Source organism: Inhella crocodyli (assembly GCF_004004565.1).
In the GTDB taxonomy this organism is placed as follows: Bacteria; Pseudomonadota; Gammaproteobacteria; order Burkholderiales; family Burkholderiaceae_C; genus Inhella; species Inhella crocodyli.
The window spans coordinates 1,547,764-1,573,227 of sequence record NZ_SACM01000001.1; the positions used below are offsets into that span (position 1 = coordinate 1,547,764).

At 69.1% G+C, this 25,464-nt stretch carries 19 protein-coding genes; 7 read left to right on the plus strand and 12 right to left on the minus strand.

Features of this window, described 5'->3' with window-relative positions:
* Positions 1-490: 490 nt before the first annotated feature.
* Complete coding sequence (glmS, locus tag EOD73_RS07240) at positions 491-2,356, minus strand: glutamine--fructose-6-phosphate transaminase (isomerizing) (protein WP_127682209.1); 1,866 nt, start codon at positions 2,354-2,356, stop codon at positions 491-493.
* 155 nt (positions 2,357-2,511) lie between these two features.
* On the opposite strand from glmS, the gene EOD73_RS07245 reads away from it, so the two are divergent.
* Positions 2,512-2,982, plus strand: coding sequence for an Lrp/AsnC family transcriptional regulator (locus tag EOD73_RS07245; protein WP_127682210.1), 471 nt, complete (start codon positions 2,512-2,514; stop codon positions 2,980-2,982).
* A gap of 38 nt (positions 2,983-3,020) precedes the next feature.
* Here EOD73_RS07245 and EOD73_RS07250 read toward each other — a convergent pair whose 3' ends face one another.
* The 7 genes from EOD73_RS07250 to EOD73_RS07280 are packed head-to-tail and all read right to left on the minus strand — an operon-like array spanning position 3,021 to position 9,968.
* Positions 3,021-4,553: a hypothetical protein gene (locus EOD73_RS07250; RefSeq protein ID WP_127682211.1), complete on the minus strand. Its 1,533-nt coding sequence runs from the start codon at positions 4,551-4,553 to the stop codon at positions 3,021-3,023.
* Positions 4,553-5,734: a class I SAM-dependent rRNA methyltransferase gene (locus EOD73_RS07255; RefSeq protein ID WP_127682212.1), complete on the minus strand. Its 1,182-nt coding sequence runs from the start codon at positions 5,732-5,734 to the stop codon at positions 4,553-4,555. The genes EOD73_RS07250 and EOD73_RS07255 overlap by 1 nt, the downstream gene beginning before the upstream one ends.
* A gap of 47 nt (positions 5,735-5,781) precedes the next feature.
* Complete coding sequence (locus EOD73_RS07260; RefSeq protein ID WP_127682213.1) at positions 5,782-6,708, minus strand: tyrosine recombinase XerC; 927 nt, start codon at positions 6,706-6,708, stop codon at positions 5,782-5,784.
* Positions 6,709-6,729: 21 nt separating this feature from the next.
* Positions 6,730-7,404, minus strand: a complete 675-nt coding sequence (locus EOD73_RS07265) for a DUF484 family protein (RefSeq protein ID WP_240660622.1) — start codon at positions 7,402-7,404, stop codon at positions 6,730-6,732.
* Complete coding sequence (gene dapF, locus EOD73_RS07270) at positions 7,401-8,216, minus strand: diaminopimelate epimerase (RefSeq protein WP_127682214.1); 816 nt, start codon at positions 8,214-8,216, stop codon at positions 7,401-7,403. The genes EOD73_RS07265 and dapF overlap by 4 nt, the downstream gene beginning before the upstream one ends.
* Positions 8,217-8,232: 16 nt before the next feature.
* Positions 8,233-9,129 (minus strand): lysophospholipid acyltransferase family protein, encoded by an 897-nt coding sequence (locus EOD73_RS07275; protein WP_127682215.1) that lies wholly within the window; start codon positions 9,127-9,129, stop codon positions 8,233-8,235.
* Entirely contained in the window at positions 9,126-9,968 is an 843-nt protein-coding gene (locus EOD73_RS07280; RefSeq protein ID WP_127682216.1) for a lysophospholipid acyltransferase family protein, read from the minus strand. Before EOD73_RS07280 ends, EOD73_RS07275 begins: the two co-directional genes overlap by 4 nt.
* A 143-nt stretch (positions 9,969-10,111) precedes the next feature.
* Between EOD73_RS07280 and metK the strand changes: the two genes are divergently transcribed.
* The 4 genes from metK (at position 10,112) to yihG (ending at position 14,616) form a co-directional block, all read left to right on the plus strand.
* Positions 10,112-11,293: a methionine adenosyltransferase gene (gene metK / locus EOD73_RS07285; protein ID WP_127682217.1), complete on the plus strand. Its 1,182-nt coding sequence runs from the start codon at positions 10,112-10,114 to the stop codon at positions 11,291-11,293.
* 279 nt (positions 11,294-11,572) lie between these two features.
* On the plus strand, positions 11,573-12,574 hold the full coding sequence (locus EOD73_RS07290) for a GGDEF domain-containing response regulator (RefSeq protein ID WP_127682218.1): 1,002 nt from the start codon (positions 11,573-11,575) through the stop codon (positions 12,572-12,574).
* Positions 12,575-12,632: 58 nt separating this feature from the next.
* On the plus strand, positions 12,633-13,715 hold the full coding sequence (locus EOD73_RS07295) for a DNA glycosylase AlkZ-like family protein (RefSeq protein ID WP_127682219.1): 1,083 nt from the start codon (positions 12,633-12,635) through the stop codon (positions 13,713-13,715).
* A gap of 1 nt (position 13,716) precedes the next feature.
* Positions 13,717-14,616: a 1-acylglycerol-3-phosphate O-acyltransferase, YihG family gene (yihG, locus tag EOD73_RS07300; RefSeq protein WP_127682220.1), complete on the plus strand. Its 900-nt coding sequence runs from the start codon at positions 13,717-13,719 to the stop codon at positions 14,614-14,616.
* Between the two features lie 4 nt (positions 14,617-14,620).
* Here the strand turns inward: yihG and EOD73_RS07305 are convergent, their stop codons facing one another.
* Both EOD73_RS07305 and EOD73_RS07310 read right to left on the minus strand, forming a co-directional pair.
* Positions 14,621-15,757: a PilT/PilU family type 4a pilus ATPase gene (locus tag EOD73_RS07305; RefSeq protein WP_127682221.1), complete on the minus strand. Its 1,137-nt coding sequence runs from the start codon at positions 15,755-15,757 to the stop codon at positions 14,621-14,623.
* A 33-nt stretch (positions 15,758-15,790) separates the two neighbouring features.
* On the minus strand, positions 15,791-16,834 hold the full coding sequence (locus tag EOD73_RS07310; protein WP_127682222.1) for a type IV pilus twitching motility protein PilT: 1,044 nt from the start codon (positions 16,832-16,834) through the stop codon (positions 15,791-15,793).
* Positions 16,835-16,869: 35 nt separating this feature from the next.
* Between EOD73_RS07310 and EOD73_RS07315 the strand changes: the two genes are divergently transcribed.
* Positions 16,870-17,568 carry a YggS family pyridoxal phosphate-dependent enzyme gene (locus tag EOD73_RS07315; RefSeq protein WP_127682223.1) on the plus strand — a complete coding sequence of 233 codons (699 nt, stop codon included), beginning with the start codon at positions 16,870-16,872 and terminating at the stop codon, positions 17,566-17,568.
* A 97-nt stretch (positions 17,569-17,665) separates the two neighbouring features.
* On the opposite strand, the gene EOD73_RS07320 is transcribed toward EOD73_RS07315, so the two are convergent.
* Positions 17,666-21,019: a TonB-dependent receptor gene (locus EOD73_RS07320; protein WP_127682224.1), complete on the minus strand. Its 3,354-nt coding sequence runs from the start codon at positions 21,017-21,019 to the stop codon at positions 17,666-17,668.
* Between the two features lie 275 nt (positions 21,020-21,294).
* Positions 21,295-21,774 (minus strand): protein phosphatase CheZ, encoded by a 480-nt coding sequence (locus tag EOD73_RS07325; protein ID WP_127682225.1) that lies wholly within the window; start codon positions 21,772-21,774, stop codon positions 21,295-21,297.
* Between the two features lie 167 nt (positions 21,775-21,941).
* Here EOD73_RS07325 and EOD73_RS07330 point away from each other — a divergent pair, with 167 nt between their 5' ends.
* The gene (locus EOD73_RS07330; RefSeq protein ID WP_127682226.1) at positions 21,942-25,460 is read left to right on the plus strand and encodes an indolepyruvate ferredoxin oxidoreductase family protein; all 3,519 of its coding nucleotides are present in this window, start codon (positions 21,942-21,944) and stop codon (positions 25,458-25,460) included.
* The last annotated feature ends 4 nt before the right edge of the window (positions 25,461-25,464 follow it).

The window sequence follows — 25,464 nt, forward strand, 5'->3', positions numbered from 1 at the left end:
TGACCAATTTACGCAAATTGCGATTTGGTGGTGTAACGGGCTGCAGCGAGAGACTGCGGCGCCCCTCGAATCGAACAAGCACTGGTCGCGGTGCTAGTCAGTTAATGCCCAGTAGGTGGTCGACCGGGTGAGCTCAGCCGGAGCGACCGAACGGCGGGCGGGAGCCGGTGCAATCTTGACCTTCAGCCCTGAGCTTGAACTTCGGCGTTGGGCACATAGCAGCCAGCCGCAAAGAGCGCCGCGAGCGGCAGCAACCAGTCTGGAACTGCCGTTCTCATCAACCAAGCTCGCCTTGGTCAGGCGCCCATCTTCACTGCCGCCGAGTATTTGACTTTGCCCGCCGATCACATCTGCGAGGGCGCGAAAAGGCGCTGGTCTCCTATGGAGCGGGGCGCGCCATCACTGGGCGCCCGCCCCAGGCTATTTCGACTTTAATTGCCAGTATTCGACTTTATTTGCACGGAACACGACTCGGCTTCGCCGGCCGCGGTCATTCGACCGTGACCGACTTCGCCAGGTTGCGCGGCTTGTCGACGTCCGTGCCGCGGGCGCAGGCCGTGTGGTACGCCAGCAGCTGCAGCGGCACCACGTGCAGGATGGGGCTCAGGGCGCCGTAGTGCTCGGGCATGCGGATGACGTGCAGGCCCTCGCCGCTGGCGATGTGGCTGTCGGCGTCGGCGAACACGAAGAGCTCGCCGCCACGGGCACGCACCTCTTGCAGGTTGCTCTTGAGCTTTTCCAGCAGGGCGTCGTTCGGGGCCACGGTGACCACGGGCATCTCGGCCGTCACCAGGGCCAGGGGGCCGTGCTTCAGCTCGCCGGCCGGGTAGGCCTCGGCGTGGATGTAGCTGATCTCTTTGAGCTTGAGCGCGCCTTCCAGGGCGATGGGGTAGTGCAGGCCGCGGCCCAGGAACAGGGCGTTCTCTTTGCGGGCGAAGGCCTCGGCCCAGGCCACGACCTGGGGCTCCAGGGCCAGCACGGCTTGCACGGCCACGGGCAGGTGGCGCAGGGCCTTGAGGTGCTCGGCCTCGGACTCGGCGCTGAGGTGGCCGCGCAGCTTGGCCAGCGTGAGCGTGAGCAGGAACAGGCCAACGAGCTGGGTGGTGAAGGCCTTGGTGGAGGCCACGCCGATCTCGGCGCCGGCACGGGTGATGTAGGCCAGCGCGCACTCGCGCACCATGGCGCTGGTGCTGACGTTGCAGATGGTCAGCGAGTGCGGCATGCCCAGTGAGCGGGCGTGCTTCAGCGCGGCCAGGGTGTCGGCGGTTTCGCCGCTTTGGCTGATGGTGACGACCAGGGTGCGCGGGTCGGGCACGCTGTCGCGGTAGCGGTACTCGCTGGCGATCTCCACGCTGGTGGGGATCTTGGCGATGCTTTCCAGCCAGTACTTGGCGGTGCTGCCGCTGTAGTAGCTGGTGCCGCAGGCCAGGATGAGGATGCGATCGATCTGGCTGAAGACCTCGGCGGCGCGCGCGCCGAAGAGGCTGGGCTCGATGGCAGAGACGTCGTCGACGTTGTCCAGGGTGTCGGCGATGGCCTTGGGCTGCTCGAAGATTTCCTTCTGCATGTAGTGGCGGTAGGGGCCCAGCTCGGCGGCGCCGCTGTGGGCGTGCACGGTCTTGACCTCGCGCGTCACTTGCTCGAAGCGGCCGGCCTCGCTCTTGTGGGTGATCCAGTGCTTGCCCAGTTGCAGGTCGACGACGTCGCCCTCTTCCAGGTAGCAGATCTGATCGGTGACGCCGGCCAGGGCCATGGCGTCGCTGGCCAGGAAGGCCTCGCCCTCGCCGACGCCCAGCACCAGGGGCGAGCCCTCGCGGGCGCCGACCACGCGCTGCGGCTCGTCGCGGTGGAACACGGCGATGGCGTAGGCGCCGTGCAGGCGGCCCACGGCCTGTTGCACGGCGTCGAGCAGGTCGCCGTCGTACAGCGAATCGACGAGGTGGCAGATCACCTCGGTGTCGGTCTGGCTGTGGAACACGTAGCCGCGGGCTTGGAGTTCGGCGCGCAGCTCGTCGTGGTTCTCGATGATGCCGTTGTGCACCAGGGCCACGCGGCCGGGGGCGCCCTCCGCCGCGTTGGGGCCGTGGCTGAAGTGTGGGTGGGCGTTGCGCACCGCGGGCACGCCGTGCGTGGCCCAGCGGGTGTGGGCGATGCCGGTGCCCGAGGCGATGCCGTCCTCGCCGGCCTGGGCTTGCAGCTCGGCCACGCGGCTGGTGGAGCGGGCGCGGCGCAGGGCGCCGTCTTGGTGCACGGCCACGCCGCAGCTGTCGTAGCCGCGGTACTCCAGGCGCTTCAGGCCTTCAACCAGGATGGGAACGATGTTGCGCGCGCTGACCGCGCCGACGATGCCGCACATGGAAGTCTCCGAGGCCGGTGGCCGTTGAACGAGGCGCGGATGCTAGGCAGTCGATGTCGAAATGAGTTTGCAGGATTTGTCACTTCCTGCAATTTTTCATCCATGACCCGTTTGTTTGACTGAAAATTGCATCAAGTAATCAATGGCGCAATTTCATGACAAGCTCCATCCCCCTCGATCCGGTGGATCGCCGCCTGCTGGCCCTGCTGCAGGACGACTGCGCCCTGACCAACCAGGCCTTGGCCGAGCGGGCGCACGTGTCGCCAGCCACGGCACTGCGCCGCGTGAAGGCCCTGGTGGAGGCGGGCGTGGTGGAGCGGCAGGTGGCCATCCTGAGCCCCCAGCACCTGGACACCGGGCTGACCGTGCTGGCCGAGGTGACCTTGGACCGCCAAGGCGCCGAGCACCTGGACGCCTTCGAGGCCCACGCCGTGGGCTTTGCCGAGGTGCAGCAGTGCTACCGGGTCTCGCCCGGGCCGGACTTCGTGCTGGTGCTGCACGCGCCCGACATGCCGGCCTACCAGGCGCTGAGCCAGCGCCTGTTCACGCAGCAAGCGAACGTGCGCAACGTGAAGGCCTTCTTCGCCACCAAGCGGGCGAAGTTCCACCCGCGGGTGCCGGTCTGAGCCGGGCCTAGGAGGCTGGGCGGCAGAAGCTCAGGCTCCTAGGAGCCCAACACGCCGTAGGCGTAGCCCACGCTCAGGCCCACGAAGGGCGAGCGCTGGCCGCTGCCGCGCAGGGTGCCCCACTGGCCGGCGCCCAGGCGCACGCGAAGGCGCTCCAGGTCGCCCGTGCCTTCCAGCTGCAGCCAGGCCTCGAGTTGCCCCACGGCCCCGCCGCCGACCACGACGCCACCGCCCCCGGCCGCGCCCACCAGGCCTTCGACGCCCGTGCGCCAGCGCCAGGTGCCGTGGGTCCGCGCGGCGGACTGCGCCCCCATGCCGAAGAGGCCGACGGCGTAGGCCCCGGCCTTGCCCCCAGCGGCGGCATTGCCTTGGGCGGTGCCGTACCAAGTGGGGCCCAGCTCGCGGGTGAGGCTCAGGGTGGCCTGGGTGATGCCCTCGCGGCTGCCGTCCTTGAAGCGCACGCGGCCGTGGTGTTGCACGCCTCCCGCCAGGGTCTGCACGCGGACGGTGCCCTCTTCCAGGTCCTGCCCACGGGCGTCCACGCCGCGGCGGCCTTCGAGCGGCAGCACCAGGCTCAGGCGCGTCTCGTTGACGGAGAAGTGGCCGTTGGTGGCGTGGGTGCGGTTGGCGTCCAGGCGCAGCGAGGGCCCCCAGGGCGTGATCCAGCGCAGCGTGGGGCCGGCGCGCAGCAAGCGGCCGCTGCCGGTGTCCACGCCGCCGCCGCCGCCCAGGCCCAACCCGGCTTGCACGCCCAGGCGCAGCCGGGGGTGGAACAAGGCCCAGTCGGTGCCGGCGTTGACCAGCACCTCCATGTAGCCGTCGATGCCGCCCTTGGCCGCACCGGCGGCCTCCAGGCCCCACCAGGTGTCGGGCGCGGTGTACTGGCGCGCATCGGCCCCGGCCCGGCCCAAGCGGGCGGTGAGCGGCCGGCCGCTGCGGTCGCGGGTGTCGCCGCGCGGGGCGTAGAAGCCGCCGTTGAGGGCGATCTCGTCGAAGCCCACGCCGCCGCGCGCGTAGGTGCGCCCCGCGCGGCCGACGTCGCGCGGCGCGAAGGCGCGGAAGTCGTCCATGCGGCCCACGGTCAGGGTGACGCGGGTGTCGCGCACGTTGCCGCTGGGGAAGCGGATGTGGGCCACGCCCGCGCCCAGGTACCAATCGCCGAACTCGTGGCGCACTTGCAGCTCGGGCCGCAGCATCAGGCCGCCCCCGAAGCGCAGGCTGGGGCTGCTCAAGCCGCCGCCGGCGCCCACCGTCAAGTTGGCCGCCAGGTGGGTGTTGTCGCCCAGGCGCCAGCGGCGCTGCCCGGTGACGCCGAAGACGAACACGCCGCCGTAATTGCCTTTGGCTGTGGCCAGCACCGTGGGGCCGAAGCCCCATTGGTCGTCCACCGCCACCAGCCAGCTGCCGGCCAGCAGCCCGGCCGAATCGCCGTTGGGCATGCGCAGGGGCTGCACGCTGAGCTCGGCCGTGGCCGGGCGCGCGTCCTGCGGGGCCACGGGCGGGACGGGGTTGTCATCGGCCCAGGCGGAGGCGACGAGCGCGCAGCTGGCCAGCAAGAGGAAGGGTTTCATCAGCGCTTGATCACGAGCAGGCCCTTGAGGTACTCGCCCTCCGGGAAGCACAGGGTTTGCGGGTGGTCGGCCGCCGCGCTGAGCCGGCCGACGATGGCGCCGTCCACGCCCGCGGCCTGGCCGGCCTCGGTCACGATCTGGTGGAACAGCTCGGGGCCCACGCCGCCGCTGCAGCTGTAGGTGGCCAGCAGGCCGCCCGGGGCCAGCAGCTGCAGGCCCAGGCGGTTGATGTCCTTGTAGGCCTTGGCCGCGCGTTCGGCGTGCGCCGCGCTCGGGGCGTACTTGGGCGGGTCGAGCACGATGGCGTCGAACTGGCGGCCCTCTTGCAAGAAGCGGCGCAGCGTCGCGTTCACGTCGGCGTCCAGCGCCGTGTGGTGGGCCGGGTCGAAGCCGTTGAGCGTGACGTGCGCGCTGGCGCGGGCCAAGGCCGGCGCGGACGAGTCGACGCTGGTGACCTCCGTCGCCCCGCCGGCCAAGGCGGCGACGGAGAAGCCGCCGGTGTAGCTGAAGCAGTTCAGCACGCGCTGGGCATTCAAGCGGCGCACCCAGCCGGCGAACTCGCGGCGGTTGTCGCGCTGGTCCAGGTAGTAGCCGGTCTTGTGGCCCTCGGCCACGTCCAGGGTCAGGCGCCAGCTGCTCTCGATCAGCTCCACGGTGGTGCTGCCCTCGCCGCGCAGCCAGCCGGTGACGGGCGGCAGGCCCTCGAGCTGGCGCACGCCGCTGTCGCTGCGCTCGTACAGGCGGGTCAGGCCGGTCACGCGCAGCAGCGCGTCGGCGATGGTGGCCTTCCAGGCCTCGGTGCCGGCGGCCCCGAACTGGGCCACCAGGGTGTCGGCGTAGCGGTCGACGATGAGGCCGGGCAGCCCATCGGCCTCGCCGTGCACCAGGCGCACGCCGTTGCTTTCGATGCCCAGGCGCTCGCGCAGGGCCACCGCGGCGCGAAGGCGGCGCTCGAAAAAGTCGGCGTCGATGCGCTCGGCCTCGTCGAAGCTCCAGGCGCGCAGCTTGATGGACGAGTTCGGGCTGTAGGCGGCGGTGCACAGGAACTCGCCGGCGGTGCTGACGACGCGCACCGTCTCGCCGAACTCGGCCTTGCCCTTTTGGATCGCGCCGTCGAACACCCAGGGGTGCCGGCGTTGCAGCGAGCGCTCTTTGCCGGGGCGAATTTGGATGACTGGCATAGGGGCGGGATTGTGGCCCGCGCCAAGGGCGAGGCCGTGCCCAGCGCCTACTTCTTGCCCTTGGCCCGCGGGTGTGCGGCGTCGTACACCTGGGCCAGGTGCTGCCAGTCCAGGCGCGTGTAGACCTGCGTGGTGCTGATGTTGGCGTGCCCCAGCAGCTCTTGCACGGCGCGCAGGTCGCCGCTGCTTTGCAGCAGGTGGCTGGCGTAGCTGTGGCGCAGCATGTGCGGGTGCACGTGCGTGGGCAGGCCGGCGGCCACGGCGGCCTCGGCCAAGCGCTTGCGGGCCTGGCTGGGGCTCAGGCGGGCACCGCGCTCGCCCACCAGCAAGGCGGGCTCGTCGGGCCGGGCCAGCCGGTGGCGAACGGCCGCCCAGGCCCGCACGGCGGCCAAGGCCGGCGCGCCCAAGGGCACGGCGCGGCGCTTGCTGCCCTTGCCCACCACCTGCGCCTCGGCGTTGGCCAGGTCCACAAAGCCGTTGCCACCGGGCTGCAGGTCCAAGGCCAAGACCTCGCCGATGCGCAGGCCGGCGCCGTAAAGCAGCTCGATCAGGCAGCGGTCGCGCAGGGCCGCGGGCTCGTCCTCGCTGGCGGCCGCCGTGGCGTGCTGGGCCAGTTGCACGGCGTCGTCCACGGCCAGGGCCTTGGGCAGGGGGCGCCCGGCGCGCGGGGCCTTCACGCCCGACAGCGGGTCGTGGTCGATGCGGCGCTGTTGCGCCAGCCACTGGTAGTAGCCGCGCCAGGCCGACAGGATCAGCGCCAGGCTGCGCGGCCCCAGGTGGGCGGCGTGCAGCTCGGCCACCAGGCCTCGGGCGGCCGCCGGGCGGAGCTGGTCCAGCGGCAGGCCGAGTTGCTCGCAGCCGGCTTGCAGGCGGGCCAGGGCGTCGGCGTACAGGCGCAGCGTCCGCTCGGCCAGGCGGCGCTGCACGCGCAGCGTCGTCAGGTACTCGTCGAACGGCGACGCGGCGTCAGGCAAGGGGCAGCGCGCGCCGAGGCGTCAGGCGAGGTGCTTGGCCAAGGCGGTGCCGGCCACCTCGGCCACGCGCAGCAAGAACTCGTTGCCCTTGTCCGGGGCGTAGCGGGTCGCATCGGGCGACGACAGCACGATGAGCCCGAAGGGCGCGGCGTCCGGCCCTTGGCCGGGACGGCGCAAGGGGATCAAGGCCATGGAGCCCACGGGCCCGGCCACCCAGCGCGAGGGGGCGCTGCCGTCGTTGAGCGTGCAGCGCGGCTCGCTCATCTCGGCGGCCAAGGCCTTGACCTCGTCGGCCACCGGCGCGGCCCAGTCGGCCTCGGCGTGCTCGGGCTTGACCCCCCACACGCGCAGCGCGGCCTGCGGGATCAGGAACTGCTCGCGCAGGCCGTCCAGCAGGCCCTCGGGCGTGGCGCCGTCTTGCATTTGCGCCAGGGTCCAGCGCTGCAGCTTCTCGAAGTGACCGAGGTTCTCGGTGCCGGCGCGGATCATTTCGATGATGCGCTGCTCCAGGCCCTTGATGCGCTGGCGCAGCATGTCGGCCTGGCGCTCTTGCAGGCTGACGGTGCGGTGCCCCAGCGGGTGGCTGAGCTGGATGGCGGCCAGCAGCTCGGCGTAGCGCTCGAAGAAGCTGGGGTTGGACGCCAGGTAGTTGGCCAGGTCTTGCTCGGTGATGCCTTGGATCTCGTTCGTGCTCACAGCTGGATGACTCCGTCAAAAACCGTTTCGGCCGGGCCGGTCATGAAGACGCTGCCCTGGCCATCCCATTCGATGCGCAGCAGTCCGCCGCGCGCTTGCACTTCCACCGCGGCGTCGAACCAGCCCGCGCGGATGCCGGCCACCACGGCCGCGCAGGTGCCGGTGCCACAAGCCAGGGTTTCGCCGGCGCCGCGCTCGTAGACGCGAATGCGGGCGTGCCCGCGGTCCAGCACCTGCACAAAGCCGACGTTCACCCCTTGTGGGAAGGCCGGCAGCGCCTGGATGCGCGGGCCCAGGGTCTCGACCGGCGCCGTGTCCACGTCCACCACGCGCAGCACCGCGTGCGGGTTGCCCATGGACAGCACGGCCACGTCGTTCAGCAGGGGCTCGTCCCCCGGCAGCGCAGGGGGCACATACGGCACGCGGGCCGCTTCGAACACGGGCGGGCCCATGTCCACGCGCACGCGCCCGTCGGCCGCCAGGGCCAGGGTCAGCACGGCGTTGACGGTGCGCACGCGCACCACGTCTTTCTCGGTCAGGCCTTTGTCGCGGACGAAGCGCACGAAGCAGCGCGCGCCGTTGCCACAGTGCTCGACCTCGGCGCCGTCGGCGCCGTTGAAGATGCGGTAGCGGAAGTCGATGCCGGGCTCGGTGCTGGCCTCGACCACCAAGACTTGGTCGCAACCCACGCCGAAGCGGCGGTCGCCCAGCCGGCGCAGTTGCGCGGGGCCAAGCTCGAAGGGCTGGCGCGTGGCGTCGATCACGACGAAGTCGTTGCCGGCGCCTTGCATCTTGGTGAAGGACAACTGCATGGGTCGATTGTCGCGGTCAGTACAGCCCAGGCTGCCCTTCGGGCCGCGTTTTGAAGCGCTTGTGCACCCACAGGTACTGCGCCGGCTGCTCGCGGATGCGCGCCTCCAGCCAGCGGTTGAGCGTGGCCGTGTCGGCCTCGGCGTCGCCCGTCGGGAAGTTTTCCAGCGGCGGCGGCGCGATGACCTTGTAGCCCTGACCGCCGGGCTTGGTGTGCACGATGAGCGGCAGCACGGTCATGCCCAGGCTCGCGGCCATCTTGGCCGGGGCCAACAGGGTGCAGGCCGGCACGCCAAAGAAGGGCACGAAGGTGGAGTTGTCGCGGCCGAAGTCCATGTCGGGCGCATTGACGAAGCCGTAGCCCTGGCGAATGAGCTTGATGACCGGGCGGATGCCGTCGTGCCGGTCGACGAAGGCGTTGGTGCCAAAGCGACCGCGGCCCTTCATCAGCGCCGCGTCGAACACCGGGTTGCTCTGGCGCTGGTACACGTCGACCGCGGACTTGCTTTGGCCCAGCATCAAGGCCGGCGCGGCCCAGTCCAGGCCGGCGAAGTGCGGCAGCAGCCACATCACGGGCCGCTCGCTGCGCTCGCCCTGGCGGATGTCGCCCTCGAACTCCATCAGGCGCAGCAGGCGCTCGCGCGACGCGAACCACAGCAGGCCGCGCTCCAGGATGGAGCGGCCCATCCAGCCGAAATGCTCGCGGGCCAGGGCCTCGCGCTGAGCCACGCTGTGCTCGGGAAAGCAAAGCGCAAGGTTGCGCAGCGCGATGCGCCGGCGCGATGCGGCCAGGCGCCACAGCAGCGCGCCCAGGCCACGGCCCAACGCAGCCAACACCGGCAGGGGCAGCCAGTGCAGCAGCCAAAGCAAGGCGATGGCGGCGCGCGCGCCGGCGCGGGACAAGACGCCCTTCATGCCGACGGCTCCGCCGAGCGGGGTGCTTTGTAGCGGTTGTAGCCCCACAGGTACTGGCTGGGCATCTCGCGGATCAACAACTCCATGGCGCGGTTGGTGGCCAGGGTCAGGGCGTCCAGATCGGGTTCGCCGGCCGGCAGCGGGAAGTCGCGCACGTGCACCACGAAACCGCGCCCCCAACGCAAGCGCTCGCACCAGAACAAGATGGGCACGCAGGCCGTCTGCTGGATCAAGCGGGCGGCCAGGGTCATGGTGTAGGCCGTCTGGCCGAAGAAGGGCTGCCACTGGCCCATGCCCTCGGGCGGCACCTGGTCGGGCAGCACGCCCACCGCCTCGCCCTTCTTGAGGGCCCGCAGCATTTGCCGGATGCCCGCCAGCGCCGCCGGTGCGGCCGCCAGGTGCTCGCGGTCGCGCGAGGCGGCCACCAATTCGCGCAGCCAGGGCTTGCGCGCCGGCCGAAACATGACGGTGATGGGGCGTTGGGCGCCGAAGCGCTCGGCGTAGGCCTGCGCAGCGGCCTCGAAGCAGCCCATGTGCGGGGTCAGGATCAAAAGCCCACGCCCTTGCGCCAGCGCGGCCTCGACCTTCTCGGCCCCGTCCCAGTGCACCCAGTCGCCCAGGGGCTGGGTGCGCGGGCGCAGCCACAGCCAAGGGATCTCGAACAGCATGCGCCCGGCCGAGGCCACCGCGCCCACCCAGGGCACGCCGGCCAGGCGCGTGTGCGCACGCAAGCGGCTTCGGTAACTGGGCGACAGCGCGAAGGCCACCCAGCCGGCCACGGCCCCCAGGCCGTGCAAAAGCCACAGGGGCCAGCGAGACATCCAACGCAACAGGAACATGGGCAGATAATGCGGCGGTCGCCGAGTTAACCAGACAACTTGCGGGGCGACGGAGCTTCGGGCTCCACCAAATGCCGCTAAAGCGTCGCCGCCACCTTCCTGGGACGGCAACGCCGGTTGCAACGTTCACAGGAGTTTATGCAGTGGCATCCAGCGATTTCCTCTTCACGTCCGAATCCGTCTCGGAAGGGCACCCCGACAAGGTGGCCGACCAAATCTCCGACGCCATCCTGGACGCGATCTACACCCAAGACCCCCTGAGCCGCGTCGCGGCCGAGACCCTGTGCAACACGGGCCTCGTGGTGCTGGCCGGTGAGATCACCACCAACGCGCACGTCGATTACATCCAGGTCGCCCGCGACACCATCAAGCGCATCGGCTACGACAACACCGAGTACGGCATCGACTACAAGGGCTGCGCCGTGCTCGTGGCCTACGACAAGCAAAGCAACGACATCGCCCAGGGCGTGGACCGCGCCAGCGACGACTACCTGAACATCGGCGCCGGCGACCAAGGCCTGATGTTCGGCTACGCCTGCGACGAGACGCCCGAGCTGATGCCCGCGCCGATCTACTACGCACACCGCCTGGTCGAGCGCCAAGCCCAGCTGCGCAAAGACGGCCGCCTGCCCTTCCTGCGCCCCGACGCCAAGAGCCAGGTGACCATGCGCTACGTGGACGGCCGCCCCCACAGCATCGACACCGTGGTGCTGAGCAGCCAGCACGCGCCCGAGATGAGCCTGGGCGACAAGATGAAGCCCGAGTTCATCGAGGCCGTCATCGAAGAAATCATCAAGCCCGTGCTGCCCAAGGAGTGGCTGCAGGACACGAAGTACCTGGTGAACCCCACCGGCCGCTTCGTCATCGGCGGCCCGCAGGGCGATTGCGGCCTCACCGGCCGCAAGATCATCGTCGACACCTACGGCGGCGCCTGCCCGCACGGCGGTGGCGCCTTCTCGGGCAAGGACCCGACGAAGGTCGACCGCTCGGCCGCCTACGCCGCGCGCTACGTGGCCAAGAACATCGTGGCCGCCGGCCTGGCGCGCCAGTGCCAGATCCAGGTGGCCTACGCCATCGGCGTGGCCCGCCCGATGAACATCACGGTCTACACCGAAGGCACCGGCGTCATCAGCGACGACAAGCTCTCGGCCCTGGTGGCCGAGCACTTCGACCTGCGCCCGCGCGGCATCATCGAAATGCTGAACCTGCGCCGTCCGATTTACGAAAAGACCGCCGCCTACGGCCACTTCGGCCGTGAAGAGCCGGAGTTCTCCTGGGAAAGAACCGACAAGGCGGCCGCGCTGCGCGCGGCTGCGGGGCTGTAAGCCTCCGAGCGCAGCGAGCTTGGCGGTTCTTGGGCGGAGTTCATGCCGGCACCTGCCGGCGTGAACACAGACCAACGCACCGACAAGGCCGCCACGCTGCGCGCGGCCGCCGGGCTGTAAGCCAGGCGCCGGATCGCCGGCGCCAGCGGCGCCAGTGGCCCCATCCGACCCCAGCCACCCTCGGTGTCTGGGGTTTTTTCATGCCCGGAACACCCGGCCTTCGGGGGTGCGAGATCGAACGCTGCGGCCTATCCTTGCCGACCGCCCACGCCGCCCGCCATGGCCCAGCCGTCCACCTCCCTCACGGTGCTCGTCGTCGACGACCAGGCGGTGCCGCGCCTGCTGGCCAAGGCGGCGGTCGAATCGCTTGGCCACCGGGTGCTGGAATGCGCCGATCCCGTGGCCGCGGTCCAGGTCTTCCTTCAGCGCAAGCCCGACTTGGTGCTGCTGGACGTGGAGATGCCGGTGCACGACGGGTACTGGGTCGCGCAGCAACTGCGCAGCGCCGAGCAAGGCGGCTGGACCCCGATCCTGTTCTTGTCCGGGCTCCATGGCGACGAAGACGTGTGGCGCGGCATCGAAGCCGGCGGTGACGACTTCATCGCCAAGCCGGTCACCACCCTGCTGCTGGCGGCCAAGCTGCGGGCGATGCAACGCCTCATGGCCATGCGCGCCAAGCTGTTGGAACGCTCCGAAGAATTGCGGCAGGCCAACGCCCAGTTGCAGCAACTGAGCCAGATCGACGCCCTGACCGGCCTGGCCAACCGCCGGGCCATCGACCAACGCTTGCACCAGGAGATCGCCGCCTGCCGCCGCGAGGGCCGGCAACTGACCTTGGCGCTCTTGGACATCGACCACTTCAAGCGCTACAACGACCGCGCCGGTCACGTCGCAGGCGACGCTTGCTTGCAACAGGTGGCGCGCCTGCTGCGCGAGACTTGCCTGCGTCCGCGAGACGTGGCCGGTCGCTATGGCGGTGAGGAGTTCGTCCTCATCCTCCCCGCGACGCCCCGTGCGGGTGCCATGACCTACGCCCGCGCGCTGCTGCGGCAACTCCACCTGGCGGCGCTGCCCCACCCCGACTCGCCCGTGAGCGAGCGCGTGACGCTGTCGGGCGGCATCACCACCTGCGTGCCCGACGCCCACACCACCGCCGAGGGCCTGCTGCTTCGGGCCGACGACGCCCTCTACAACGCCAAGGCCAAAGGGCGCAACCGCTTCTTCAGCTACGAGATGAAGGTGGACACCGAGGAAGACCGCCCCCACCACCGGCCGCATTGAGCCTCACGGCCCCCAACGCGCCCTGCTGGGCCGCGTGGGGACCGCGAGAATCGCGGCCATGCCCACCCCCCGCCTCGACGACCTGCGACGCCACGCCGTGGCCCGCAGCCTGTTCGCCCCCACCTCCCTGGGCGAAGCGGTGCAGCGCCTGGGCGGCTTCGTGCAGGCCGACCCGCTGCGCGCGCCGGCCCGCGCCCAAGACCTCACGCTGCGCCACCGCGTGCGCGACTACCGCGTGGGCGATCTGGAACGTCGCTACCCGCGCAGCGGCCTGCAAGAGGACTTCTTCATCAACTACGGTTTCGTGAGCCCCGAGCTGCGCGCGCTGATGCACCCGCGCCGCGCCCGCCGCGTGTGGGACGCCACCCGCCAACGCCAGGCCCGCGAGGTGCTGGCCGTGGTGGCCGACTTGGGCGAGGCCCACCCGGCCGACGTCGACGCCGCGCTGGGCCACGGCAAGGTCAAGAACTGGTTCGGGGGCGACAGCCGCTTGTCGACCGAACTGCTGGACGGCCTGCACTACCGCGGCCACTTGAACGTGCTGCGCCGGGACAAAGGCACCCGCGTGTACGGTCTGGCCGCGCCCTGGGCACCGCCGGCCGACCCCCAAGCGGCGATGGACGCCATGGCCGACGTCTTGGTGCAGAAGTACGCGCCCTTGCCAGCGGCCAGCCTCTCGCAGTTGGTTTCGATGCTCTACGCCGCGGCCTACCAATGGGTGGACCTGCGCAAGCCCACCTTGGCCCGCGCGAAGGCGCGATTGGCCCATGCCAAGGTCGATGGGACGGACTGGTTTTGGCCGGCCGACGAGGACCCGACCCGCGGCTGGCGGATCCCCGCGCGCGTGCGCTTGCTCGCGCCCTTCGACCCCGTCGTGTGGGACCGCCGCCGCTTCGAGCTGCTGTGGGGCTGGGCCTACCGCTTCGAGGCCTACACGCCGGCGGCCCAGCGCGTGCGCGGCCACTACGCCTTGCCGCTGCTGTGGCGCGACGCGGTGATCGGCTGGGGCAACCTGAAGTGGCGCGACGGGCGCTTGGACGCGGACCTCGGCTACGTCGCCGGACGCCCCCCTTCCGATCCGGCCTTCGCCACCGCCCTCGACGACGAACTGACCCGATTCCAAGCCTTCATGGACGCCTGAGATGACCCGCCGCCCTTTCGACTTCCTGCTGGGTACGCTGAGCTCCGTGCTGCTGGCGCTGAACACGGTGTTCTGGTGCACGCCGCTGCTGAGCCTGGCCCTGCTTAAGCTGCTGCTGCCCCTGCCGGCGCTGCGTCGCCGGCTCGACCCGGTGCTCAACGCCATCGCCGCCGCCTGGATCGGTTGCAACAGCGCGTGGATCGACCGCCTTCAAGGCGACCGTGCCTGGACCGTGCAGGTGGACGGCGCCCTGCGGCCCGGCGGTTGGTACTTGGTGAACTGCAACCACCGCTCGTGGGTGGACATCTTCGTGCTGCAAAAGACCTTCAACCGCCGCATCCCGATGCTGAAGTTCTTTTTGAAGCAGCAGCTGATTTGGGTGCCCGTGATCGGCCTGGCCTGGTGGGCCCTGGACTTCCCTTTCATGCGCCGGCACTCGGAGGCGCAGCTGAAGAAGAACCCGGCGCTGCGCGAGCAAGACCGGCAAACCACCCGGCGCAGTTGCGAGCGCTTCGCCCTGGTGCCCACCAGCGTCATGAACTTCGCCGAGGGCACGCGGCTGACGCCGGCCAAGCACGCCGCCCAGCAGTCGCCTTACCAGCACCTGCTCAAGCCCAAGGCCGGCGCGCTGGCCCTGGCGCTCAACGCCATGGGTCACCAGTTCCAGGCCCTGCTGGACGTGACGATCGTGTACTTGGATGGCACGCCCAGCTACTGGGACCTGGCCTGCGGCCGCATGGGCCGCGTGGCCCTGCACGTGCAAGAGCGCCCTATCCCCACCCACCTGGTCGACGGCGACTACGGCGGCGATGCCGCCTTCCGCGCCGAATTCCAAGCCTGGCTGGGCGAACTTTGGACCGACAAGGACCGGCGCATCGCGCAGATGCTCAGCGCCGCTTGAGCCCTCAAACGATGGTGAGGTGCTCGGTGCCCGAGCCGATGTCGCCGCTGCGGGCGCGCTCGCTGTTGAGCTTGATGTTCAGGCGCAGGTCGTTGACCGAGTCGGCGTTGCGCAGCGCGTCGTCGTAGGTCACCTTGCCGGCCTCGTAGAGGTCGAACAGGGCCTGGTCGAAGGTCTGCATGCCCAGCTCGCGCGAGCGCTTCATCACTTCCTTGATCTCGCCGACCTCGCCCTTGAAGATCAGCTCTTGGATCAGGGGCGTGTTGATCAGGATCTCGACGGCGGCCACGCGGCCCTTGCCCTCGCGGCGCGGCAGCAGGCGCTGCGACACCAAGGCCTTCAGGTTCAGCGAGAGGTCCATCAGCAGCTGCTGGCGGCGCTCTTCGGGGAAGAAGTTGATGATCCGGTCCAGCGCCTGGTTGGCGCTGTTGGCGTGCAGGGTGGCCATGCACAGGTGACCGGTTTCGGCGAAGGCCACGGCGTGGTCCATGGTCTCGCGGTCGCGGATCTCGCCCATCAGGATCACGTCGGGCGCCTGACGCAGGGTGTTCTTCAGCGCCATGTCCCAGCCGTCGGTGTCGATGCCGACCTCGCGCTGCGTGACGATGCAGTTCTTGTGCGGGTGCACGAACTCCACCGGGTCCTCGATGGTGATGATGTGCCCGTAGGTGTTCTCGTTGCGGTGGTCGATCATGGCCGCCAGCGTCGTGCTCTTGCCCGAGCCGGTGCCGCCCACGAGGATGATCAGGCCGCGCTTGGTCTCCGACAGCGGCCGCAAGATCTGCGGCAGGTCCAGGCTGGCCACGGTGGGCAACTGCGCCGGGATGGTCCGCAGCACCAGGCCCACGTTGCCTTGCTGGATGAAGGCGTTGACGCGGAAGCGGCCGATGCCTTGGGGCGCGATGGCGAAGTTGCACTCCTTGGTCTTTTCGAACTCGGCCGTCTGCTTGTCGTTCATGATGGCCCGGGCCAACTGAATCGTGTGCTGACCGGTGAGCGGCTGCGGCGAGACCTTGGTGATCTTGCCATCGACCTTCACCGCGGGCGGGAAGTCGGAGGTCAAGAAGAGGTCCGAGCCCTTGCGCGAGACCATCAGGCGCAGCAGGTCGTTGATGAACTTGGATGCCTGGTCGCGTTCCATGCGCGCTCCCTTCGTGTCGAGGTCGGTGCCGGATTAACCGGGGAAGTTTTCCGGCGTCTTGGCGCGGCTGCGCGCCTCGGCGGCGCTGATGACGTTGCGCTTGACCAGTTCCATCAGGTTCTGGTCCAGGGTCTGCATGCCCTGGCCCTGACCGGTCTGGATGGCCGAGTACATCTGCGCGATCTTGTTTTCGCGGATCAGGTTCCGGATGGCGGAGTTGCCGATCATGATCTCGTGCGCCGCGGCCCGGCCGCTGCCGTCCTTGAGCTTGCACAGCGTTTGCGAGATCACGGCCACCAGCGACTCCGACAGCATGGCGCGCACCATGTCTTTTTCGGCCGCGGGGAACACGTCCACGATGCGGTCCACCGTCTTGGCCGCGCTGCTGGTGTGCAAGGTGCCGAACACCAAGTGGCCGGTTTCGGCGGCGGTCAGGGCGAGGCGGATGGTTTCCAGGTCGCGCATTTCGCCCACCAGGATGGCGTCCGGGTCTTCGCGCAGCGCGCTGCGCAAGGCGTTGGCGAAGCTCAGCGTGTGCGGCCCGACCTCGCGCTGGTTGATGAGGCACTTCTTGCTCTCGTGCACGAATTCGATCGGGTCTTCCACCGTCAGGATGTGGCCGTACTCGGTCTCGTTGAGGTGGTTGACCATCGCCGCCAAGGTCGTGCTTTTGCCCGAGCCGGTCGGGCCGGTCACCAGCACCAAACCGCGCGGCCGCAGCGCCAGATCGGCAAAGACCTTCGGGGCGTTGAGCTGCTCCAGGGTCAGGATCTTGCTCGGAATCGTCCGGAACACGGCGCCCGCGCCGCGGTTCTGGTTGAAGGCGTTGACGCGGAAGCGCGCCAGGCCTTGGATCTCGAAGGAGAAGTCCACCTCCAGCGTGTCTTCGTAGACCTTGCGCTGGCTGTCGTTCATGATGTCGTACACCATGTCGTGCACGCCGCGGTGGTCCAGCGGCTCGACGTTGATGCGACGCACGTCGCCGTGCACGCGAATCATGGGCGGCAGGCCGGCCGAGAGGTGCAAGTCGGAGGCCTTGTTCTTGACCGAAAACGCGAGCAGTTGCGTGATGTCCATGGTGGCGGCGCGAAGCGGGTAGTCTGCGAACCATTATGGCCACGCTCCACGACCGAATCACCGCCGTTCACACCCGGATCAACACCGCTTGCGCCCAGGCCGGGCGCTCTCCCTCGGAGGTGGGTCTGCTCTGCGTCAGCAAGACGCAGCCGGCCGCCGTGGTGCGCGACGCGCACGCCTGCGGCGAGCGCCACTTTGGCGAGAACTACGTCCAGGAGGCCCTGGACAAGATGGCCGCCTTGGCCGACCTGCGGTCCTCCCTGAGCTGGCACTTCATCGGCCCCCTGCAAAGCAACAAGAGCCGGGCGGTGGCCGAGCACTTCGACTGGGTGCACAGCGTCGACAGCCTGAAGCTCGCGCGCCGCCTGTCCGACCAGCGCCCTGCCCACCTGCCGCCGCTGCAGATTTGCGTCCAGGTCAACGTCGACGACGAGGCCAGCAAATCGGGCGTGCACCCCAACGAAACGCTGGGCTTGGTGGACGCCATCGCCACCCTGCCGCGCCTGCGCTTGCGCGGGCTGATGAGCATCCCGGCCCCCCAGTCCGACCCGACGCACCGCGGCGCGCACGACGCCTTGGCCGCCCTGCTGCACTCCCTGAACCGGGCGCGCAACCTGCCCCTGGACACCCTGAGCATGGGCATGAGCCACGACCTGGAAGCCGCCATCGCCGCCGGTGCCACCTGGGTGCGGGTGGGCACCGCCCTGTTCGGCGAGCGCCCGCCCAAGGCCTGACACGCCGCTTCGCCTGGCAAGCGCCGTTCAACCGTTCTGAAAGTGCAAGAAAAAAGGCCCGCTTGCGCGGGCCTTTGGGCGTTCGGGAACCCCGAGGTCAGAACGAGTAGCGCACGGTGACCTGCACGGCCCACTGCGACTCGCCGCGGTTCTGGCGCGTGGTGAAGTCCGTCGGGTCGTTCACCGAGTACACCATCTTGCCCGTGGCGGGGTCGATGCCGGCGAAGTTCACGAAGTTGCGCACGTTGCCCCCGGTGCCGAAACCGACTTCGTCGATGCGGCCCCAACGGCGGTTCAGCAGGTTGCCGAAGTTCTGCACGTCCAGGGTGACCGCGCCCTTGTGGCCGTCGAACAAGCCCGGGATTTCTTGGGTCAGGCGGACGTCGAAGCTGTTGGTGAACTTCGAGAAGGCCTTGTTGCGCCCCACCACGCCGCCCTTGGCGTCGCGCAGGGCTTGGTTGGCGTCCACGACGGCCCAGAACTTGGCCTCGGCGGCGGCGCCCGAGTTGGCAACCGTGTTGGTCGAGCCCGGCAGCTTGAACAGCACCTCGCCCGAACCCACGCCCGACGGCACGTACAGCAGGTCGTTGCCGGCCACGCCGTCGCCGTTCATGTCGTTGTTGAAGGTCCAGCTGTAGGGCTTGCCCGAACGGCCTTCGTAGGTCACGCCGAAGGTGGTCTTGTACTTGCCGAAGTAGGCCTTCGTCACGTTCAAGTTGGCGTTGAAGCGGTCGCGGATCAGGTAGGCCGAGTTCGCGGCCACTTCCTCGTTCGGGTTGTAGACCGCGCGGTTCAGCCAGTTCGAGTTGGCGGTCGACGAGGTCAGCGGGCTGACTTCGGTGGCGCTGGTGCGGGTGTAGGCCGCGGTCCAGGACACGCCAGGCATCGGACGCTGCGACAGCGACAGGGTCAGCTGGTTGCCGCTGCCCAGGCTGGTGTGCTCAACCAGGGTGACGTTGTTGAAGTTGACGTTGTTCAGCGCCTTGACCAGCGAACCGCAGCCCGTGGTCGGGGTCGAGCCGCCCGCGCCCCAGCAGGTGGTGGCGTTGCGACCGGCGGCGTTCCAGAACATCTGGCGGCCGTCCGGCGCGGTGGCGGTGACGGTGCCCAGGTTCAGGTACTGGTAGAAGATGCCGTCCTTGACCTGGCTGTGCAGCCACTCGGCGCCGAAGGTCAGGCCGTGCCAGGGCAGCTCGGTGTCAAACGCCAGGTTGGCCTTGATGACCGAGGGCTGCTTGACGCGCGACGAGATCACGTCGATGTTGGCCGCCGGCGGCGTGCCGGTGATGACCGGCTGACCGTCGGGGTTCGCAACGAACACCAGGCCCGGGGGGCAGACGGTGCCGCCGGTGCCCGAGCAGCTGAAGTTGGCCGTGGCGCTGCCGTTGTTCTGGAAGGGGTTGGTCATCCAGACGTTGGCTGCATTGCCTTGGAACAGGCCCATGCCGCCGCGCAGTTGCGACTTGCGCTTGTTGACGGGGTCGAAGGCGTAGTTGAAGCCCAAGCGCGGCTGCCACAGCTTGGTGCCGTCCATGGTGCGGGTGTTGTCGAACCCGAAGCCGCCGGTTTGGCGCAGGTTGGTGGCGGCATTGCCCGCCACCACCGGGCCCGAAGCCAGGGCGTTCGCGATCGGGCGATCGCCGGTGCTGAAGCTGTCCACGCGCAGGCCGCCCGTCAGGGTCAGCTTGTCGTTGACGGTCCAGGTGTCCTGCAGGAACAGGCCCAGGTTGTTCTGGGTCCAATTGGCAGCACCGTCGTTCAAGGTCTTACCGGCCAGCGGCAACTGCACGTTGTAGCTGGTGGGACGACCGGCCAACCACAGCGCGACCGGGTCGGCGCCTTGGAAGACGTACACGCCCTTGGTGTTCTGCAAGAAGGCGTTGTAGATGTCGTTCTTCTCGAGGTCGAAGCCGGCCTTCAGTTCATGGTCGCCCATGAAGTAGTTGGCGGCGAAGAAGGTGTTCAGCGTCTTCGTGGCCAGGTTGTTGAAGTGGCGGCTGTTCTCGGTGCCAAAACGCAGCGTGCGGTTGCCCGTGGCCGTGCCGGCCGGCGCCGGGTTGGTGAACACCAGGCTGACCATCGGCAGGTTGCTGTTGTTCAGCGGCGTGCTCTCGTAGTCGCGCTGCGAGATCTTCAACTCGGTCGAGAAGTCGTCGGTCCAGTTCGAGAAGACCTGGCCCACCAGCGTTTCCAAGGTCTTTTGCTGCACGTACCAGTGCGAGCTCATGGACAGGGTGGTGTTGCTGGTCGTGCTCGGGAAGATCGGGTTGGCTTCTTCCGACTTGGTGTAGCGCAGGTTGGCCTTGTGCTTCTCGCTGATGTTCCAGTCGAGCTTGAGCAGGCTGTCCTTGGCGACCAGTTCGACGCCGCTGACCGGGTTCAGGTTGCCGATGTCGATGCCATAGGTCTTGCCAGCGGCGATCGCGGCGTCAACCTGGGCTTGGGTGATGCCCACGGCCGGCAGGGTGCCGCCGATCGGGCCCCACTGCGGGCCGTTGCGGGTGCTGCGCAGGTCTTCGTAGCTGGCAAAGAAGAAGAGCTTGTCCTTGATGATCGGACCGCCGATCGTGATGCCCTTGGTGTCTTCCTTGAACGCCGGCGGGGTGAAGTAGGTGCCGTTGTTGCGGTTGAAGCGATCGCCCGCCATGTTGGCGTCGCGGTACACGTAGTACACGCTGCCCTTGAGCTCGTTCGTGCCCGACTTGGTCACGGCGTTGATGTTGGCGCCGGTGTAGCCCGTCTGGGTGACGTCGTAGTTGCTCAGGTTGACCTGCACCGCCTGGATCGCGTCGATCGAGATCGGCTGCTTCAGCATCGGCAGGTTGTTCGACTCCAGGCCGAAGGTGTCGTTGATGCGGACGCCGTCGACGGTGATGGAGTTGAAGCGGGTGTTCTGGCCGCCGGCCGAGATCTCACCGCGCTCCTTGTCGGTTTGCGACAGGCGCGGGTCGTTGCGGGCGTAGTCCTGCAGGTTGCGCTGGATGGACGAGTAGGCGTCCAGCTCGGCGCGGCCGATTTGGGTGCCCGAGCCCATGGTCGTGCTGGCGAACTTGTTGTTCACGGCCTGGCCGGTGACGACCACGCGCTCCAGCGACTGGGCGGCGGCGGTGCCGACTTGCAGGTCGACTTGCGTGGTTTCGGCCAGCACCAGGTACACGTCGTTGGTGACCGACTTGTCGGCGCCCTTGGTCACCGTCACGGTGTAGGGGCCGCCCACGCGCAGGCCGCGGGCGCTGTAGCGGCCGTCGGCGTCGGTGGTCAGGGTGTTCGAGGCGCCCGATTCCAGGTGCAGCACGACGACCGTGGCACCGGCCACGGGCTTGCCATCGGGGGTCAGGACGCGGCCACCAATGGCGGCGGAGGTGTTCTGGGCCAGGGCGGGGGCGGCGGCCACGATGGCGACCGCGGCGGCCAGGGCATGGCGGGTGAACAAAGAACCAAGGGGGTTCATGGGCAAAAACTCCTGGAAAACGAAGGAGAAGCCCGCTTTGGCGCCCAACGCCGCCGCGTCAAGCGGCGTGACAAAGGCTCACAAAGGGGCGCGAAAGTCGAAAAGCGTCGATTCTGGGGGGGGTCGGTGACGCTTGGGTGACAGCCCCTGCCGCGGAACGGTGTTCGTTCGCCGGGTTGGCACTTTTTCGCAACAGTGTGGCGTCCACGCCGCAGCGCGCTGGCGTCGCCATGCCCCGGCTTGGGGCGCAATGGGGCGCGCCGGTGGCCTTGGGTTCAGAAGCCGAGCGAGGCGAGCAGGTCGTCGACGTCGTCCTGCTGCAAGGCCTTGTCGGGGGTTTGGACGCCCACCAACTCGCCGTCGTTCAAGGGCATGGCCTCGGTCGCGCCGTCGCCGGCATGGTCCAACACCTGGTGCAGCGGGCGCTCCACGCTTTCCAAGAGCTTCACCACCTTGTTGATGACCTGGCCCGACAGGTCCTGGAACTCTTGGCTGAGCATCAACTCGGTGCTCAGCGCCTGCTGCCGGTCGGCCAGGGCACGCAAGGCTTCGGGGTTGGGCGTGGCCGCCAGGTCGCGCAGGGCCTGGGTGTCGGCCTGCAACTGGTCGATGAGGGCGAACACCTTGTTGGCGGCCTGCTCGGTCATCTGCTTGACGTACAGCAGGCGCTCGCAGGCGTCGGGCAACTCGTGCGCCGCCACCTGGATGGCGCCCAGTGCCTCCTGCGTCAACCCGTTTGTACGACTCTCTGCCATGCGAGCCTCCCGTGCGGTGAGCGATGCTAGCCGCCCCGAGCCCCCGCGGTCGACAGGGTCGACCCGGCACAATCTCACGACCGCGCCCCACTCCTTGGGGCCCCCGGCCCTGCTCACGAGGTGGGCGCCGGCGCACCCGCACCCAACCTCACCTGCGAGACCTCGCCATGAGCGACGCTTTGCCCCTGCGCAGCTACCAGCTGAGCGACAACCTGGCCGCCGACAGCGGCGCTGTTTTCCTGACCGGCACCCAAGCGCTGGTGCGCCTGCTGATCATGCAAAAGCGCGTGGACGAGCGCGCTGGCCTGAAGACCGCGGGTTTCGTCTCTGGCTACCGCGGCTCGCCGCTGGGCATGGTGGACCAGCAGCTGTGGAAGGCGAAGAAGTTCTTGGAGAAGGCGCAGGTCGAGTTCCTGCCCGCTATCAATGAGGACTTGGCCGCCACCGCCGTGCTGGGCACGCAGCGCGTGGCGCTGGACCCGCAGCGCCGCGTCGAGGGCGTGTACGCCATGTGGTACGGCAAGGGCCCGGGCGTGGACCGCAGCGGCGACGCGCTGAAGCACGGCAACGTCTATGGCTCGTCGTCGCAGGGCGGCGTGCTGGTGGTGGCGGGGGACGACCACGGCTGCGTGTCCTCGTCGATGCCGCACCAGAGCGACCTGGCCATGCAGGCCTGGTTCATGCCCGTGCTGCATCCGGGCAACGTGGCCGAGTACCTGGAGTTCGGCCTGTACGGCTGGGCGCTGAGCCGCTTCAGCGGCAACTGGGTCGGCTTCAAGGCCATCAGCGAGGTGGTCGAGTCGGGCATGACGGTGGACCTGGACGCGGTGCCGCTGGACTTCGAGCACCCGATCGACTTCACGCCCGCCACGAACCTGCACATCCGCCAGACCGACCTGCCCAGCCTGGACCTGGAAAGCCGCCTGGCGCACAAGCTGGCCGCGGTGAAGGCGTTCAGCAAGCTGAACTCGGTCGACAAGCACATCGTGTCCAGCCCGGCCGCCACCCTGGGCATCGTCACCGTGGGCAAGGCGCACTTCGACTTCATGGAGGTGCTGCGTCGCCTCGACCTGGACCCCAACGCCCTGGCCGCCGCCGGCGTGCGCGTCTACAAGGTCGGCCTGGTGTACCCGCTGGAGCCCACGCGCATCGAGGCCTTCACGCAGGGCCTGACCGACGTGCTGGTGATCGAGGAGAAGGCCCCGGTCGTCGAGCGGCAGATCAAAGAGATGCTGTTCCACCGCCCGGCCTTCCAGCGCCCGCGCGTGGTGGGCAAGTCCGACGAGCACGGCGCGCCGCTGCTCAGCGAGTTGGGCGAGCTGCGACCGAGCCGCATCATGGCCGTGGTGGCCGAATGGCTGGCCCGCCTGAACCCCGCGCTGGACCGCCGCCACCTCGTCGTGGACTTCACCGCGCCCTGCGTGCTGAGCAACGCCGCCGACGCCACGCGCCGCCTGCCCTACTTCTGCTCGGGCTGCCCGCACAACACCAGCACCAAGCTGCCCGAAGGCTCGCGCGCGCTGGCCGGCATCGGTTGCCACTTCATGGCCAACTGGATGGAGCGCAGCACCTCGGGCCTGGTGCAAATGGGCGCCGAGGGCGTGGACTGGGCGGCGATGAGCCGCTTCACCGACGCGCCGCACGTCTTCCAGAACCTGGGCGACGGCACCTACTACCACTCGGGCTACCTGGCCATCCGCCAGGCCATCGCCGCGCGCACCAACATCACCTACAAGATCCTCTACAACGACGCCGTGGCCATGACCGGCGGCCAGCCGGTGGATGGTCAGACCAGCGTGCCGCAGATCGCCCGCCAGGTGGAGGCCGAGGGCGTGAAGCGCCTGGCCATCGTGTCCGACGAGATCGAGAAGTACGACGCGCACCGCGCGCTGTTCCCGCCGGGCACCACGTTCCACGACCGCGGCGACATGGACGCCGTGCAGCGCGAGCTGCGCGAAGTCAAGGGCGTGAGCGTGCTGATCTACGACCAGACCTGTGCCGCCGAGAAACGCCGCCGCCGCAAAAAGAAGGAGTTTCCGGACCCGCCGCGCCGCATCTTCATCAACGAGCAGGTGTGCGAAGGCTGTGGCGACTGCGGCCAGGCCAGCAACTGCCTGAGCGTGGTGCCGGTGGAGACCGACTTCGGCCGCAAGCGCGCCATCGAGCAAACCAGCTGCAACAAGGACTTCAGCTGCGTCAATGGCTTCTGCCCCAGCTTTGTCAGCGTGGACGGCGCCGTGCTGAAGAAGAAGGTGGGCGCCAGCTTCACGCCGGCCGACGTGCAGCGCGAGCTGGCCGCCATCGGCGAGCCGCCAGCGTGGACCTGGACCGGCCCCTTTGACCTGCTGGTGACCGGCGTGGGCGGCACCGGCGTGGTGACCGTGGGCGCCCTGATCACCATGGCCGCGCACCTGGAGCGCAAGCAGGCCTCGGTGCTGGACTTCATGGGCTTCGCGCAAAAGGGCGGCAGCGTGCTGAGCTTCGTGCGCGTGGCCCCCACGGCCGACCTGCTGAACCAGGTGCGCATCGACACCCAGCAGGCCGACGTGCTGCTGGCCTGCGACCTGGTGGTGGGCGCCAGCCAGGACGCGCTGCAAACCGTGAAGCCCGGCCGCACCGTCATCCTGGCCAACACGCACGAGCTGCCCACGGCCGCCTTCGTGCGCAACCCCGACGCCAGCCTGCACGCGGGCGAGCTGCTCGAGAAGATGAAGTTCGCCGTCGGCCAGAACGGGGCTGAGGGCAAGCTGCAAACGCTCGACGCCCAAGGCATCGCGCAGCGCCTGCTCGGCGACACCATGCCCAGCAACATCGTCATGCTGGGGGCTTGCTGGCAGGCCGGCCTGGTGCCGGTGAGCCACGCCGCCCTGATGCGCGCCATCGAGCTGAACAACGTGGCGGTGGAGGCCAACAAAACGGCCTTTGCGCTGGGCCGCTTGGCCTACGCGGCGCCGGCGGCGATTGGCCGCCTGGGCGGCGAGCAAAAGGTGCTGCTGAACCTGAGCAGCGACAAGCTGGACGGCAACGAGGGCTTGATCGCCCGCCGCGTGCGCTTCCTGACCCAGTACCAAAACGCCGCCTACGCCGAGCGCTACCAAGCGCTCGTCGCCCAGGTTCGCGCCGCCGAAGCCCGGCTGGGCGAGGCCGGCAAGGCCGAGCGCCTGAGCAAGGCCGTGGCCCGCTACCTGGCCAAGCTCATGGCCATCAAGGACGAGTACGAGGTCGCGCGCCTGTACACCGACGGCCAGTTCGAAGCCTCGCTCAAGGCCCAGTTCGAGCGCTGGGACGGCCTGCGCTTCCACCTGGCGCCGCCCCTCCTGGCCAAGCCGGGCAGCGACGGCCGCGTCAAGAAGCTCACCTACGGCGGCTGGATGTGGAAGGCCTTTGGCGTGCTGGCGCGGTTCAAGGGCCTGCGCGGCACCGCGCTGGACGTCTTCGGCCACACCGCAGAGCGCCGCATGGAGCGCCAGCTGCTGGCCGACTACGAAGCCCTGGTGCGCGAGCTCGTCGCCGGTCTCACGCCCGAAAAGCTGGAGCTCGCGCTGCAACTGGCGCGCCTGCCCGAGCGCATCCGCGGCTACGGGCACGTCAAGCACGCCAACGTCACCGCCGTGCGGCAGCAGTGGGCCGACATGCTGGCCCGCTACCGCGCCGCGGCCCCCCAACCCGAAGCCCTCACCGCCTGAACCC

Excerpts from the sequence above, each read along its gene's own strand:
- EOD73_RS07305 (WP_127682221.1), bottom strand. The coding sequence starts at position 15,757 with ATGGAACGCGACCAGGCATCCAAGTTCATCAACGACCTGCTGCGCCTG.
- EOD73_RS07310 (WP_127682222.1), bottom strand. The coding sequence starts at position 16,834 with ATGGACATCACGCAACTGCTCGCGTTTTCGGTCAAGAACAAGGCCTCC.
- EOD73_RS07290 (WP_127682218.1), top strand. The coding sequence starts at position 11,573 with ATGGCCCAGCCGTCCACCTCCCTCACGGTGCTCGTCGTCGACGACCAG.
- dapF (WP_127682214.1), bottom strand. The coding sequence starts at position 8,216 with ATGCAGTTGTCCTTCACCAAGATGCAAGGCGCCGGCAACGACTTCGTC.
- EOD73_RS07295 (WP_127682219.1), top strand. The coding sequence starts at position 12,633 with ATGCCCACCCCCCGCCTCGACGACCTGCGACGCCACGCCGTGGCCCGC.
- EOD73_RS07275 (WP_127682215.1), bottom strand. The coding sequence starts at position 9,129 with ATGAAGGGCGTCTTGTCCCGCGCCGGCGCGCGCGCCGCCATCGCCTTG.
- yihG (WP_127682220.1), top strand. The coding sequence starts at position 13,717 with ATGACCCGCCGCCCTTTCGACTTCCTGCTGGGTACGCTGAGCTCCGTG.
- EOD73_RS07255 (WP_127682212.1), bottom strand. The coding sequence starts at position 5,734 with ATGCCAGTCATCCAAATTCGCCCCGGCAAAGAGCGCTCGCTGCAACGC.
- glmS (WP_127682209.1), bottom strand. The coding sequence starts at position 2,356 with ATGTGCGGCATCGTCGGCGCGGTCAGCGCGCGCAACATCGTTCCCATC.
- EOD73_RS07280 (WP_127682216.1), bottom strand. The coding sequence starts at position 9,968 with ATGTTCCTGTTGCGTTGGATGTCTCGCTGGCCCCTGTGGCTTTTGCAC.
- EOD73_RS07250 (WP_127682211.1), bottom strand. The coding sequence starts at position 4,553 with ATGAAACCCTTCCTCTTGCTGGCCAGCTGCGCGCTCGTCGCCTCCGCC.
- EOD73_RS07325 (WP_127682225.1), bottom strand. The coding sequence starts at position 21,774 with ATGGCAGAGAGTCGTACAAACGGGTTGACGCAGGAGGCACTGGGCGCC.
- EOD73_RS07315 (WP_127682223.1), top strand. The coding sequence starts at position 16,870 with ATGGCCACGCTCCACGACCGAATCACCGCCGTTCACACCCGGATCAAC.
- EOD73_RS07320 (WP_127682224.1), bottom strand. The coding sequence starts at position 21,019 with ATGAACCCCCTTGGTTCTTTGTTCACCCGCCATGCCCTGGCCGCCGCG.
- EOD73_RS07330 (WP_127682226.1), top strand. The coding sequence starts at position 21,942 with ATGAGCGACGCTTTGCCCCTGCGCAGCTACCAGCTGAGCGACAACCTG.
- EOD73_RS07245 (WP_127682210.1), top strand. The coding sequence starts at position 2,512 with ATGACAAGCTCCATCCCCCTCGATCCGGTGGATCGCCGCCTGCTGGCC.